The sequence below is a fragment of the uncultured Maribacter sp. genome, from assembly GCF_963974015.1.
Lineage (GTDB): Bacteria > Bacteroidota > Bacteroidia > Flavobacteriales > Flavobacteriaceae > Maribacter.
Genome location: NZ_CAXBBZ010000009.1, coordinates 22,897 through 36,518, shown reverse-complemented (window position 1 = coordinate 36,518; position 13,622 = coordinate 22,897). Strand labels below are relative to the sequence as shown.

The following is a 13,622-nucleotide window of genomic DNA, read 5'->3' as shown; positions in this document are numbered from 1 at the left end:
GCAGATTATGGCGAAACCTCGAGTTTAAAGGCTGGTTTTATACTTCATAAACATATAATTGACGTATAATTATAACATATTGATGTTCAATATGGATTTATATAGTCGTATGCTGTTGCTTGTTTTATAGTAGAACCGTTAAATATTAAAAAGTTGGTAAAGTATCAATGGTAATTCTAGTGATTAAATAATACTATTCATTTGCTTGTGGCATTAGTCGGTCAAATACTGAAACAAGTATTATTTTTATTGTTATTTCCGTTAGGATATAATAATTTGGACAACCTTTTAAGGTCCTATGAAATAATCGTTTAAAGGATCTATGTTGAAAAAGATTAAAAGATATAATTTATTAAAGACTGTATGATCCATAAAAATGCTGAGGAAGAAAGATTAGCCGTTGAGGATAATTATAAATATTGGAAGAGATGGGGCCCGTATTTGGCAGAACGGCAATGGGGTACCGTAAGAGAAGATTATAGTGAAAATGGTTATGCATGGGATTTTGTTGACCATGACAAAGCCCGAAGTAATGCCTATAGGTGGGGAGAAGAAGGTATTGGTGGTTTTTGCGATTCTAGGGAAATACTTTGTTTGGCCCCTGCTTTTTGGAACGGTAAAGACCCAATTTTGAAAGAGCGTTTATACGGGTTAACCAATGACGAGGGTAATCATGGTGAAGATGTAAAGGAACTTTATTTTCATCAGGTTTCAACTCCAACACATTCGTATGCTAAGTATTTGTATAAGTACCCGCAGAAAAAATTCCCATATGCTGAACTACTAAAGAAGAATAAAGATCTTGGAAGAGAAGATGCTGAATTTGAATTGCTTGACACTAAAGCTTTTGCTAACAATACATATTTCGATTGCTTTATAGAATATGCCAAGGAAGATGTAGGTGATATTCTTATGAAAGTCACTGTAATCAACAGAGGACGTAAAGCAGAGAATATTCACGTATTGCCACATCTTTGGTTTAGAAATTTTTGGAAACATAACGACCGTTTTGAGCGCCCGGAAATGAAATCTATTTCAACCTCTGCGGTGCAAAGTAGAAGTACAAGAAATGGTAGATATTATTTTTATCATGAAGGTGGTGAGCAACTGTTCTGTGAAAATGAAACCAATAACAAACGAATCTATAATGTACCAAATGAAGTTGATTATGTAAAAGACGGTATTAATGATCATGTAGTACATGGACTAAATACCGTAAACCCTGCGAAAATTGGTTCTAAGCTTGCTGTTTGGCATAAATTACGTCTTAAGCCGGGTGAGGAGAAGACAATTAAGGTGCGATTGAGCAAGAAAAAACTTGCCGACCCATGGAGTAAATACGAAGCTATTTTTAATAAAAGAATCGAAGAATGTGAAGAGTTCTATGGTTCTATTTTAAAGAAAGATTTGCCGAGCGATCAGCAAGAAATTGCGAGAAAAGCTTTTTCTGGTCTTCTTTGGACCAAGCAGTTTTATTACTATGATGTGTATAAATGGCTCTTCGGTGGGCCAGCGGAATTAAAACCTTATCGTAAAGATTCACGAAATTTTCATTGGCAACACTTAACGAATCGTCATGTAATTTCAATGCCGGATAAATGGGAGTACCCGTGGTATGCAGCTTGGGATCTTGCATTTCATATGGCTTCATTTGTAGAAATAGACCCTTATTTCGCAAAAGAACAACTGCTTTTGGTGTTGCGTGAAGGTTACATGCACCCAAACGGACAAATACCTGCATACGAATGGAATTTTAGTGATGTGAACCCCCCAGTTCATTCTTGGGCGGTTTGGAATGTTTATGAAAAAGATAAGAAACGAGCGGGAAAAGGGGATACCAAATTTTTAGAAAAAGCTTATCAAAAGTTAATTATCAATTTTACTTGGTGGGTAAATCAAAAAGATAAAAGTGGAACCAACCTTTTTGAAGGGGGCTTCTTAGGGTTGGATAATATTGGTGTTTTCGACCGTAATCATATGCCAGAAGGAATAACACGAATGCAACAAGCAGATGCTACTAGTTGGATGGCCATGTTTACCTTGAATATGTTACGTATTACAATAGAGTTGGCAATAGTCAACCCTATTTATGAGGATAGTGTAGCGAAGTTTTTTAAGCATTTCTTGAACATTGCGTGGGCCATGCACCATATTGGACAAAAAGAAATTTCATTGTGGGACGATGTAGATAATTTTTATTATGATGTAGTTGAAATGTCAAATGGTACTACAGATCGTTTAAAAGTTCGGTCGTTAGTAGGTATCATACCATTATTTGCAGTAGAAATTATTCATAAAGATTTGTTTGAGGAACTAAAATATTTCAAAGTTAAGGCTGCTGAAATTGTGCGTACGCGTCCTGATTTAGCTTCTTTGGTTTCAAATATTGAAGAGTTTAACGAAGATGGTAATTACCTGTTCTCTATTATGCGAGGCTTTAGATTAGAAAAATTACTTTATCGAATGTTAGATGAGGATGAGTTTCTGTCAGAATTTGGAATTCGTTCTCTTTCAAAATACCATGAGAAGCATCCTTTTGTTTTTCAACATAATGGATATCACCAAATTCAATATGAGTCTGGGGAAAGTCGTTCAAACATGTTCGGTGGTAATTCTAACTGGAGAGGACCTATTTGGATGCCATTGAATTATATGATCATTCAATCGCTACGAAAATATTACTTGTTCTATGGTGATAAGTATGTATATGAATTTCCAACAAGATCAGGTAATAAATTGAACTTGAACGAGATTGCCAATGAGCTTTCGAAAAGGCTTATAAAATTATTTCAACCCAATGCTGACGGTAAATTTCAATACCATTCTGAAGATGCCAATAAGGTGTTTACTAAAAATGAACATTTTAAAAATGAACATTTTTTTTATGAGTTTTTTGATGGGGATTCTGGTAAAGGATTAGGAGCATCACATCAAACAGGTTGGACCGCTTTGGTAGCCAACTTGATTATGGAGTTGGAGCAGAATTCATAAGCAGAGAAATTTTAAATTTTGTATATTAGAATACTAATAGGCTATGTCCATTAACATGGCCTATTATCTAAATCAACATTTTACTGATGAAAAACGATACAATTAATATATCGAAAATAGTCAAAAATGTTTCCCACTCTACTGATGATTCTGACTATGCTGTTTGTTGGGTCAAGGACGAAATTAAAGGCGTTGAGATAGACGGTGTTTTATATCCAAACATATCAAATTCTATTTTTTTCTTGGATAATAAACTACAATGGAAGCTTTATACTAGAGAAAATAGTGTAAATGCAGGGTATATACTTCAATTGTCACAGGAGATACTTAGCAATCCATTGTTGAGCAAACTTCATATCAACCAAGTAAGATTGTTCAACTCCGGAACCATTCCGCTATTTAAATTAAGTCCGGGTATTGAGAAACGAACCCAAGCTATCTTAGAAATGATAGATGAGCTTTTGGGTTCTCATCTAAATAATAAGGAGGATGCATTGATTTCACTACTAAACACCTTCTTTGTATACTGCGATGGTCAATGTAATATAAAATCAATCATTGAAAAAAACCAAACAAAGGCAAACATTGTATATGCGTTTAAGCAGTTAGTAGATAAGAATATCGTGAAATCTCATGAGGTAGGGTACTATGCGTCACAACTTAATATATCTGCAAAATATTTGAATGAATGCGTTCAAGAAGTGCTTAATATAAGCTCTAAGAGTATAATTATTGAACAGTTACTGATTCGTTCACGTCATGCTTTAAAATTCACCAATAGAACGATAAAGGAGATAAGCTATGATTTAGGTTTTTCTACTCCAGATTATTTTAGCTATTTCTTTAAGACCCAAACGGGAACCAACCCTTCTGCACTAAGAAGAAGCAGAAGTTCTTAAATTCAAAGTTTATACCGTGGTTTTCACATTTTAACCGATTTTCTTTATGCCTAATTTGGTGCAAAATTAAAATCATGGATAGAAAACGTTTCATTAAAAATTCAGGAATAGGTTTGGGAATAGCATTGATGCCTGGTGTACTACTTAGTCAACCAAATTTATTTTCAACTCCTCATGTTTCTCTTAATGACCCAAAAGTGGTTAAAGATGATGATGGAGATGTACTCAATGTTATCGGGGATTTACAGACCCATAAATTGGTGGGCGCAGACACAAACAATCAAATTGTGGAATGGGTGGATAATGTTGCTCCAGGTGTAGGAATACCTCCGCATATTCATACCAAGGAAGATGAAATTTTTAGGGTGGTTAAGGGAGAAGTGGAAATAACCGTAAAAAATAAATCCACCATCTTAAAAGCGGGTGATATTGCTTTTGCCCCAAAAGGTATCGCACACGCTTGGAAGGTTGTAGGAACAGAAAAGGCAAAAATGATTACCTCCGCTTTTCCTGCAGGTATTGAGTTTATGTTTCAAGAACTGGCACAATTACCTGCAGGACCACCGAATTTTGAAAAAGTAGCGGAAATTTGTGGAAGACAGGGTATAACTTTTGTGTAAATCTAATTTACGTGACTATTCTTCTTCGTTTATAGCTTTAAATGCATCTAATGCGAAACTTCTAATTTTCGGGTCGGCATCGTTAAGATGTTCTTCTACGATGCTTAAATAACGAGGTTCTTTTTGTTGTGCAATGAGGTATAAAACCGCCAACTTAATTTTTAGATCGTTGCCTTGTAACAGCAATTTAAAACATTCTAGTTCTGACGGTATCTTATGTTTTATTTTTTGAAGCTCTTCTTCTGATGATATATCAAGGGCAGATTCTTCAATAATAGGTAGCAGCTTGCGCTTAAGCTCACCTGAAAGCAGGTTGTCTAAGAATTCAATGGCATTGTGCTGGGCTTCTTGCTTATGGCTTAAAAGACCTTCATAGGCTATGGCAACATCTTTTTGTTGGTAGCGTAAACCTAATAATTTAAAGATGCGCTCTAAACCAGAATCTAATCTGCGTTCTAAAAGCTCTAAAAGGCTTGTACGTGCATCTCTTTCTGCATCTCCAATTTCTTTTTTAGACTTGGTTCTGTTTCGATAAGAGATAATTATTTGGGTATGCATTGAAGATAATGTTTGATGGTGCAACTTACACTCATCAAAGATTACCGACACCACTTTATAGCGATTGAATTTTAATTGCGGATGTGTTGAACGAATGGCACTCAAAGCTCTGACCACTTCTAACCGAACAGTTAAATCATTATCTGTTAAAATGCCTAATAATTGATGAACGGCTTCCTTCGAATAAAAAGATTGCATGGCCATAGGTATGAATCGAATCACAGATAAAGGTTGCAGTCTTTGCTGAACATTTTTACGAAGTAATGGTAAAATTTGTGGTCCATATTGTTTAAATGCCTCAATAACCGTAGGTCTATATTTTTTTTGTTCTAAAAACGGAATAATATGTTGGCCTAAATTAGGGTCTATTGTACTGCCGATAGACTTGATAGTGGTCATTACAATTTCTTCATTTTCATGATTTAGAAACTCAATAAGCTTGTTGTAATAAATGGGCATATTAGCAACGCCCAGTATTTCTATTACAGTTTCTAAATAGCTTATGTTATCTGTATTTTTTTCAATGTTAACGAGCGATTTAGAAATACGGTCTAGTAATGAATAGCGTTGTTTTAGAGAGTAATTATGTTTAGCCTCCCTTGCCAAACAAAATAAGGCTGCCGAAGAAATGCGCTCATTAGGATTTTCTAAATAAGCATCGAATACGAACGATTTGTCTTTATGGGCAAAACTTAAAATGTACGCTAAGGTGGCAATGGTCAAATCTCTATCTTCAATTTTTAAAAGCTCAGAAACCTCAGATGTCATACTTTTTGAATTTAAAAAGTATAGGTTTTGAATTGCTGATATTTTCACTTTGTTACTTGGGTGCTCTAATAATAACTCAACATCATCTGCAAAACGCTTATCATTGATTTCCATCAATTTATCTAGCATGAAGAGAATTTGTTCTTTTGTGCCATTTTTGAAAACGGTACGCATACCGGTAATTACCGAGGTTTTGGAAGCAGTAATTTTTTTTGTTTTTTTGAAAGAATCTGTTAGGACTTCTAAGTTCGTCCTAAAGGTTTTGTAGTATTCTATTCGTACTTTATAAATGAAATATAACCAAAGACAAACAAGAACGATAATCAATATGCCAATGTAAATTGAAGGCAGGTCTAGTCCGCGTACAACGAATATTAAAAGACATCCTGCAACACCTGTGGCCAAACTATCCACAACAACGTCGATAAACGATTTGGTCTTGTTCTTTAAATCGAATGGTAAGGGTAATGTCAATAGTTCAGAGGCACTCTTATGTATTGACTGTTTCAGTATACCATCCATAGCTTTTATGAGTACCACAGCAGAAAGCTCTGGTAAGAGTAGAAATAAAAAACTTCCGCCAAAAATACCAATGGGTAAGAGTAATAAGGAAAAACCAACCCCCCAAATACCTACAATTCTATGGGTGAAAAATAATTGAATGATCAGTGATAATAGATTGAATGTTGAAAACCAAAAAGCGAAAAAAGCGGTCAGCTCATCAGCATCGGTTATTGCAGAAGATGCAAATTCACTAAAAAGATAATCGACCAGCTTTGCGACAACAACACTAACTGCGACAATACTGGCAATATAAGTGAGATGCTTAGATTTTAGAATAAGCTTCAGAGGAGGCTCAGTATTATTTACCGGATTCTTATGCTTTCTAAAAGAACCATTTTTCTTTACTCGAATATTCCAGATTTTTCTAAGTAACGGGATGCAGAAGAATAGAAGTAGGGCAGCAACGAACATCAAGTTTTCGTTACCAATAAGCGGAGCAAGAATAGAAGTAAGATACCCTCCAAAAATTCCGCCAATAATGGCCCCAGAACCTATAAATCCAAATAATCTTTTTGCTTCTCTAATACTAAAAACTAAGTTGGCCAAAATCCAAAATTGAGAAGCGGATAAGACTGCATATATCGCCACCCATATATAAAAAAAGTATAATAATACGCCGCTAACAACATTTAACGATAAAAGAATACCTAACCCAATAAGAATTATAATAGAACTAATAATAGTCACCTCAATGACCTTTTTGAGGGCGAACCTAGAAACTGCTTTTGAATAAAAATATGAACTTGTTACTGCTGTAACAGCAACTAATAAGAAAGCAAATGGTAATTGCTCAATACCCAATTCTGAGAGAAAAAGAGCATTTACCGTGGGCTTTATAATCAGCAATACCGCAATGACCAAAAAGATATAGGCGAGCATCCAAAGTGATACTTTGAACTCGCCTTCTCTTACGTCAAATATTTTTTTAATTAATCTTTCTACCATCAAGACATGGAAATCTTAATTCCAAGACCTAAAGTACAGGCTTTTTTAGCACCTTTTCTATTGGTTTTACTAAATCTCTTATAATTTGTTCACCGTTGGCATCATCTACTAGCGCTACTAAGATGTATTTTCTATTACTATCCTTACCCCAAACTAAGATAGAGTCTGAATGATAAGTTCGCCATGAGCCCGATTTTCTGAACAGTCTTGCATTAGGCGCAATTTTATCTAAAGTGTTTACGAACTTATGATGCAGCTCTGGGTCTTCTAGAATGTCGAGCATTTGCTTCGACCTTTTTTGATTAACTAGTTTACCATTTGCTAATAAATAATAGTACCTACAAACCTGAGTTACTGTTGCAGCGTGACTTAAATTTTTAAGTGGTTCACGATTGGTGTCGCCACCACCACCATAGCGTTTGCCAACCCAAAGGCCACCACCTTTATGCTCGTCATAAAAAGCATATTTTGGATCGGTCATAACCGCTTCTAACTTATCATACCCTACACGATCAATCATTCGAGTAGCAGCAGAATTATCAGATTTACTGATCATTAAACGCATATCTTTTTTTACCTCTGAAGTTTCTTTCAGCTCTCCTTTTTCAACAGCATCCATTGCAGCCAATAATATGGCTATTTTAGGAAGACTTGCGGCGTACATCATGTGGTTGCCGTTTACACGGGCAAATCGTACACTTTCTGGATTACTTAAGTCAACAAGACCGACAGCCATTTTCTTTTGTACTATAAGGTCGTTCCATTCAGGGTGCGATGCTAGCTCATCTCTCAAATTGGTTTGTAATGAACTATCTAGTAGTTTTTGTAAGGGCTTTATTTTTGAATTATCAATTTTTAAGGGAAGCTCATCTTGTGCGCTAATAGCAAAACAAACGAATAAGGAAAGTAGGAACAATAATCGATTTGGTCTCATTGATTTATACATGATTTAAAATGTAGTCAAAAGTAGTTAATGGACTGATTGACCTTATGTTAATTTTTAAAATTCTTGAAAGTTAAAGAAATTCAATTAATACGCCATTCCAATTTAATTCCTTAAAAATGCTATGTTAAAATTTCAAATGTTTTCAGATAAAATAGTACCTATGTATCCCATTTTTAAAGGAAAAGTTTATCAAGGTAAAAAGGGAAATCAAAATAATTGCTGTATATTAAAAAAAGGAATTTAAAGAAACATATGAATCTTAAAGACGGCGTTAAAACAGCTGAAAATAAAGTGTCAAATGAAGCTCGTAGATTGAGTATAATGGTTAAGGATACGAGCAAATCTATAGTTGATCGGCTAGAGTGTTTTGAGGACATTATAAGTTTAGAAGTTGGGGATACTGGATTGAGTCGCGCAAAGACTTTAGAGCGTGAATTTGATGTTCGGCAATTATACATAAAATATGAAGGCGATAATCCGACCGGTACGCAAAAAGACCGAATCGCTTTTGCCCAATTGTATGATGCATTAAGACGAGAGTTTAAAGTAGTCAGTTTAGCTACATGTGGTAATTATGGTGTAGCCATGGCTTTGGCAGCCGATTTAGCAGGTATAGCTTGTAAGATTTATATACCGGAAACATACCACACAGATCGTATAATTGAAATGGAAACCTTGAATGCTGAAATTATTCGTATTCCTGGTAGTTATGAAGATGTTGTAACGGAAAGCTCCAAATTGGCGGCTAAACATGGCTGGTATGATGCCAATCCTGGCGGAGCAAATACGCCACTTCAAATATCTGCTTACGCACAGATTGCTCAAGAAATTTTTGAAGATCTAGGAGACGCCCCGAAATATTGTGCAGTTCCAGTTTCAAACGGAACCTTGTTCGCAGGAATTTACAGAGGTTTTGTAAATCTATATAAAAGAGGGAAAACATCGCGGATTCCTAAAATGATTGCTGCATCATCTTCACATAAGAATCCGATAGTGGAATCTTTTTTAATGGGATTGGACCATTGTAAAGATTTAAACCCAGCAGCAATTAAAGAAACTAAGTACAATGAACCTTTAATAAATTGGCATAGTTTTGATGGGGAAGAGGCGCTATATGCGCTACGTGAGTCTGAAGGTGAGGCATTCAACATAAGTGATAAAAAATTAAAGGAGATGACCTCCTTGTTATATAAAAAGGAAGGATTTCGAATTCTACCTGCATCAACGGCTGGACTCATTGGACTTCTAGAATTAGATGAAAAATTAAATTTTGAGCCGGATCGTTTTGTTGCTGTGCTCACTGCAAAAAATTAAAATAAATAGATGAAAAAAGTAATTGACGGTAAGGCGCTTGTGTATTGTGAAGGTGCTTTTAATACGCCAAATGGAAAAACTGCACATGGCTTGGTTCGTTTCACCGAACGATATGAAGTGGTAGGTGTACTCGATGAAAAATATGCTGGCTCAGATGCTGGTGATATTTTAGATGGCAGGCCAAATGGCATCCCTGTTTTTAAGGATATGGAATCAGCAGTGGCAGCTCTTAAAGCAACTGACAATATGCCGAGTTATTTGGTGATAGGCTTAGCTCCTGATGGTGGTAGATTGCCAAAAGAAGCAAAAGGAACTATAAAAGCAGCTTTGCAACTAGGGTGGAATGTTGATAGTGGATTGCATGATTTTTTAACCAATGACCCTGAATTGGTTGCTTTGGCAAAAGAGAAAAATGTAAAGATTAGAGATATTAGAAAAACTCCAGATCGTGACCAATTACACTTTTTTACAGGTGATATCGAAAAAGTAGATTGTTTGAAATTAGCAGTCCTTGGTACAGACTCCGCTTTGGGTAAACGTACTACGGCTTGGATATTGGTACACGCTTTTAGAAAAGCAGGAAAAAAAGCTGAAATGATTGGTACCGGACAAACCGGTTGGATGCAAGGTGCCAAATACAGTATGGTAATGGATAGTTGTATTAATGATTTTGTCTCTGGTGAAATTGAACATGCCGTAGTTAGCGCATGGAAAAATGAAGATCCAGATGTTATTGTAATTGAAGGGCAAGGAAGTTTAATGAACCCAGCATACCCTGGCGGTTTTGAGATTTTAGCTGCAGGTAGACCTGATTATGTAATTCTACAACACTCCCCTAAACGCTTAGAGTACGACGGTTTTCCTGGGTATAAAATGCATTCGTTGGCTGAACAAATAAATGCTATACAAGTCATTTCCGGGAAAGAAGTGATTGCTATTACGGTCAATCATGAAGGTATGGAAAAAGATGAAATATTAGATGTCTGCAAGGCAATCACTTTAGAAACCAAATTGCCTGCTTTCGATGTGTTGGAATATGGTGCAGATGATTTAATTGCACTTTTGATGAATAAAATAAAATGAGAATAACCAATCTTTCCTTTGAGCGTTTAGACCTAAAGTTATCTGATCCTTACACGATTGCATATGAAACTATAGATCGTACAAGCAATTTTATTTTAAAGATTGAAACTGATAGTAGAATTGTTGGGTATGGTTGTGCGGCACCTGATCCTGTGGTAACAAATGAATCACCTAGTGATGTTACCGATGCGATTAAAAATATTATAATTCCTTATTTGCGCGGTAAAGACCCTTTTACATATGCATTGTTGTTGTTAGAGCTAAAAGAATTATTGGGTAAAAGGTCTTCTGCCTTGGCAATGGTTGATATGGCCTTGTTTGATTTAATGTCAAAAAAAGCCGAGGTTCCGTTGTATAAATTTTTAGGTGGTTTTCGCACCCATATTGCTACCAGTATTACCATTGGTATAATGGGGTTAGAAGAAACCTTATCGTATGCTAGTGAATTCATTCAACAAGGTTTTACTATTCTGAAAATTAAGGGAGGTTCTAATCTTGACGAGGATATTGCTAAAATGAAAGCTATTCATGAGAGATATCCGAATGTAGAATTACGGTTCGACGGTAACCAGGGCTATTCTGTTAAAGAATCGGTAGATTTTGTAAAAGCTACCGCAGCTATTGGAATTGAGATTTTCGAACAACCAACAAAGATTGAAGCTGAGGAGCGCTTAGGGGAAGTTACTGGTCAAGTAAGTATACCCGTAATGGCAGATGAAAGTTTAAAAACATTGACAGATGCTTTTCGCTTGGCGCAGAATGAACGTGTTGACATGGTCAACATTAAATTGCAGAAAGTCGGTGGTATTTGGGTAGGTATGCATATTAACTCGGTCGCAAAAGCGGCAAAATTAGATGCAATGGTCGGCTGTATTGATGAATGCGGTTTAGGTATTGCTGCTGGTTTGCATTTTGCACTTTCTAGACCGAACATTGTTTATGCAGATTTAGATGGCCATTTAGATATTATTGATGATCCTTATCATTCTATTTTTAAATTGGAAAAAGGTATTTTGTATCCCACCGAAGAATACGGGCTTGGGTATTCTGAAACTAAGTTTTAATTTACTTCCTTATATATTTGACTTTACTTGCTGTATTTATCGTTGGATATTTATTTATCGCTCTTGAGCATACTGTAAAAATAGATAAAGCTGCTACAGCCCTATTAACAGATGCATTTTGCTGGTTGGTTTTTATTTTTGGAAGGGATGCTTTTCTTGCATTCCTGGAAAGGAATCTATTCATTTCGTGACCGAAAGTTTGCGAGAGAATTTAGGTGAGATATCTGAAATTCTATTCTTTCTGTTAGGCGCCATGACCATTGTAGAGATTATTGATGCCCATGAAGGATTTTCGGCCATAACAGATAAAATCACTACTATCAATCGAGTAAAGTTATTACGGATTCTTTGTTTGCTTGCCTTCTTTTAAACTGCTGAGTTAGATAACTTGACTACAGCAATTCTTTTTTGTCTTTTTGGTGTTGGGCTAAACGTTCTTTTTCGGGGTTGTTCATTGGAAGTATAATTTGACTATTCGCGATATGTTGTAGGCCGTTCGTTTGGTGCTATCTTAAATAATATTGAAAATAGGCTTTTCGTTTATGTTTTTTTCATTGGACCAACAATCAACAACTACTTAAGCTTATTAACATCAATTTTGAAAAGCTCTGCCGCATTTTTCCAAAGAATCAGATCTTTTTTTTCGTCAGCTAAATCTAATTGATTCATGAATTTTAAATAAGATTTCATATTTGAAATCGGCCAATCGGTACCATAGAGTAAGTATTTCGGATCCCCTGCATAAGTAATCATTTCTTCAATTTCCTTTTTCATGTAACGCTCAAACTTATCTGAGAAGTCACCCAATACTAAACCTGATATATCTGCGTAAACGTTTTTGTTCTTGTAAACGACTTCCATACAATCTTTGATCCATGGATTACCCACATGACAGATTACAATTTTTAAGTCAGGATAGTCAACGGCCAAATCATCGATATGAATAGGATGCGAGTATTTTATTTTTCCGGTTGGTGCATAAGTATCACCAGAATGAAACATTACGGGAACATCATATTCTATGGCCATTTCATACATCAACTTAAACCGAATATCATTCGGATAAAAAGGTTCATAACCTGGGTAGAATTTTAACCCTTTAATAAACCCATTTTCAAGGTATTCGCTGATTTCGCGTACATCTCTATGATTATAATGTAAGTAACTAACACCTGAAACTACCCCTAGATTTTTATAGCCCTTTATTGCCTCTACTACTTGTCTCGTACTTGGCCTATGCTCATTGACCTTGTAGGATGTTAATACCAACGAGTAATCGATATTATTGGCTACCATGTTTTCAGAAAGTTTGTCTAAACTTTGGTTTAAAGAAACTACTCTATCTTCATGGTAATTGTTGATGTGGGTATGTACGTCTATGATCATGTTTTTTTATTTTTCGTTAATTAGCATTCTTTATACCTAATTATAAAGAATGTTTGTTAGGGAATGCTTTTTAAGGTTTTACTAAAATCAAGAAAATTAAAGTGGATCGCTTTAATACTTCCACTTTGCTAGATTTACTTCAACATCGTTTATTCTGTATTTAGCAATTTTCTGTATAAGCTCTACCGGTAGTGGTTCATTGTACAAAAATTGAATTGAATCTTTGTTGACTTTGTATGGTTCAAGTTCTTTTTGAAAGGGTTTTAACGAAGGGCCAGTTGGGATAAAAGTTAAATGTAATTTATGCGCGGAATATGCAAATAAAATAGTTTCTGATTTAAAAACAGGTTTTCCCCATTTTAAAATTTCAATAGCATTTGGAGCTACATTTTTTAATATGAATCGTAATTCATTTAATTTTTCTAGCTTTTCTTCTTTTACTTGCTCAAAATATTCTTCAACAGTTGTCGGTTTCATTCGCTAT

General features: G+C 35.3%; 11 protein-coding genes. 7 read left to right on the top strand and 4 right to left on the bottom strand.

Annotation, left to right across the window (positions count from 1 at the left end):
* The first annotated feature begins 363 nt into the window (after positions 1-363).
* From AACZ41_RS12445 to AACZ41_RS12435, 3 genes are all read left to right on the top strand, one after another.
* Positions 364-2,991, top strand: coding sequence for a glucosidase (locus tag AACZ41_RS12445; protein ID WP_339628821.1), 2,628 nt, complete (start codon positions 364-366; stop codon positions 2,989-2,991).
* Positions 2,992-3,077: 86 nt separating this feature from the next.
* On the top strand, positions 3,078-3,890 hold the full coding sequence (locus AACZ41_RS12440; protein WP_339628820.1) for a helix-turn-helix domain-containing protein: 813 nt from the start codon (positions 3,078-3,080) through the stop codon (positions 3,888-3,890).
* Positions 3,891-3,964: 74 nt separating this feature from the next.
* Positions 3,965-4,510 carry a cupin domain-containing protein gene (locus AACZ41_RS12435; RefSeq protein WP_339628819.1) on the top strand — a complete coding sequence of 182 codons (546 nt, stop codon included), beginning with the start codon at positions 3,965-3,967 and terminating at the stop codon, positions 4,508-4,510.
* 15 nt (positions 4,511-4,525) lie between these two features.
* On the opposite strand, the gene AACZ41_RS12430 is transcribed toward AACZ41_RS12435, so the two are convergent.
* Both AACZ41_RS12430 and AACZ41_RS12425 read right to left on the bottom strand, forming a co-directional pair.
* A complete protein-coding gene (locus tag AACZ41_RS12430) occupies positions 4,526-7,345 on the bottom strand; it encodes a hypothetical protein (protein WP_339628818.1) in 2,820 nt (939 codons plus the stop codon).
* Positions 7,346-7,373: 28 nt separating this feature from the next.
* Positions 7,374-8,291 (bottom strand): serine hydrolase, encoded by a 918-nt coding sequence (locus AACZ41_RS12425; protein WP_339628817.1) that lies wholly within the window; start codon positions 8,289-8,291, stop codon positions 7,374-7,376.
* 252 nt (positions 8,292-8,543) lie between these two features.
* On the opposite strand from AACZ41_RS12425, the gene AACZ41_RS12420 reads away from it, so the two are divergent.
* The 4 genes from AACZ41_RS12420 to AACZ41_RS12405 all read left to right on the top strand — a co-directional run bounded on the left by AACZ41_RS12420 (position 8,544) and on the right by AACZ41_RS12405 (position 12,122).
* On the top strand, positions 8,544-9,605 hold the full coding sequence (locus AACZ41_RS12420; protein ID WP_091622265.1) for a pyridoxal-phosphate dependent enzyme: 1,062 nt from the start codon (positions 8,544-8,546) through the stop codon (positions 9,603-9,605).
* Positions 9,606-9,614: 9 nt separating this feature from the next.
* Entirely contained in the window at positions 9,615-10,688 is a 1,074-nt protein-coding gene (locus AACZ41_RS12415) for a DUF1611 domain-containing protein (RefSeq protein ID WP_339628816.1), read from the top strand.
* The gene (locus AACZ41_RS12410; RefSeq protein ID WP_339628815.1) at positions 10,685-11,752 is read left to right on the top strand and encodes a dipeptide epimerase; all 1,068 of its coding nucleotides are present in this window, start codon (positions 10,685-10,687) and stop codon (positions 11,750-11,752) included. Before AACZ41_RS12415 ends, AACZ41_RS12410 begins: the two co-directional genes overlap by 4 nt.
* Before the next feature lie 118 nt (positions 11,753-11,870).
* A complete protein-coding gene (locus tag AACZ41_RS12405) occupies positions 11,871-12,122 on the top strand; it encodes a hypothetical protein (RefSeq protein WP_339628814.1) in 252 nt (83 codons plus the stop codon).
* 203 nt (positions 12,123-12,325) lie between these two features.
* On the opposite strand, the gene AACZ41_RS12400 is transcribed toward AACZ41_RS12405, so the two are convergent.
* Both AACZ41_RS12400 and AACZ41_RS12395 read right to left on the bottom strand, forming a co-directional pair.
* Positions 12,326-13,138 (bottom strand): amidohydrolase family protein, encoded by an 813-nt coding sequence (locus AACZ41_RS12400; RefSeq protein WP_339628812.1) that lies wholly within the window; start codon positions 13,136-13,138, stop codon positions 12,326-12,328.
* A 111-nt stretch (positions 13,139-13,249) separates the two neighbouring features.
* Positions 13,250-13,615 (bottom strand): DUF1801 domain-containing protein, encoded by a 366-nt coding sequence (locus AACZ41_RS12395; RefSeq protein WP_339628811.1) that lies wholly within the window; start codon positions 13,613-13,615, stop codon positions 13,250-13,252.
* Positions 13,616-13,622 lie beyond the last annotated feature (7 nt).

What these genes read in the sequence shown, in the direction of transcription:
- AACZ41_RS12420 (WP_091622265.1), top strand. Translation starts at nt 8,544, where the DNA reads ATGAATCTTAAAGACGGCGTTAAAACAGCTGAAAATAAAGTGTCAAAT.
- AACZ41_RS12395 (WP_339628811.1), bottom strand. Translation starts at nt 13,615, where the DNA reads ATGAAACCGACAACTGTTGAAGAATATTTTGAGCAAGTAAAAGAAGAA.
- AACZ41_RS12425 (WP_339628817.1), bottom strand. Translation starts at nt 8,291, where the DNA reads ATGTATAAATCAATGAGACCAAATCGATTATTGTTCCTACTTTCCTTA.
- AACZ41_RS12445 (WP_339628821.1), top strand. Translation starts at nt 364, where the DNA reads ATGATCCATAAAAATGCTGAGGAAGAAAGATTAGCCGTTGAGGATAAT.
- AACZ41_RS12430 (WP_339628818.1), bottom strand. Translation starts at nt 7,345, where the DNA reads ATGGTAGAAAGATTAATTAAAAAAATATTTGACGTAAGAGAAGGCGAG.
- AACZ41_RS12410 (WP_339628815.1), top strand. Translation starts at nt 10,685, where the DNA reads ATGAGAATAACCAATCTTTCCTTTGAGCGTTTAGACCTAAAGTTATCT.
- AACZ41_RS12440 (WP_339628820.1), top strand. Translation starts at nt 3,078, where the DNA reads ATGAAAAACGATACAATTAATATATCGAAAATAGTCAAAAATGTTTCC.
- AACZ41_RS12415 (WP_339628816.1), top strand. Translation starts at nt 9,615, where the DNA reads ATGAAAAAAGTAATTGACGGTAAGGCGCTTGTGTATTGTGAAGGTGCT.
- AACZ41_RS12435 (WP_339628819.1), top strand. Translation starts at nt 3,965, where the DNA reads ATGGATAGAAAACGTTTCATTAAAAATTCAGGAATAGGTTTGGGAATA.
- AACZ41_RS12400 (WP_339628812.1), bottom strand. Translation starts at nt 13,138, where the DNA reads ATGATCATAGACGTACATACCCACATCAACAATTACCATGAAGATAGA.